Annotated in this window: 1 protein-coding gene; it reads right to left on the bottom strand. The window is 45.4% G+C overall.

Going from position 1 to position 240, the window contains the following annotated elements; translation table 11 throughout:
• Window positions 1-240: P-loop NTPase family protein (locus SM754_RS20405; protein WP_323677973.1), on the bottom strand; the 240-nt coding region annotated here is incomplete at both ends.

The raw sequence follows: 240 nt of genomic DNA, 5'->3' as shown, positions 1-240 counted from the left end.
CTCCGACGCTTTCCATGATTTTATCATGAATCACCTGTATGATTTCGAACGATTTTCTGTCGTCGATTGCGTAGACAAGAATAAAACCGTCGATGTCCACAGAACAACTTCTGGGGAATATCGAGTACTCCTGCTGACCGGCAGTGTCTGTGATTCTCAGGTTATAGTCCTTGCCATTCCATCGATACGCCTTTGTATGGAGATCCTCAATGGTGGTATCGTAGGCATCAGGAAAGTGAC

Source organism: Halorubellus amylolyticus, from assembly GCF_034808145.1.
Taxonomy (GTDB): domain Archaea; phylum Halobacteriota; class Halobacteria; order Halobacteriales; family Natrialbaceae; genus Halorubellus.
Note: the sequence above shows the minus strand (reverse complement) of the source record. Positions and strands in the feature narration are given on the sequence as shown.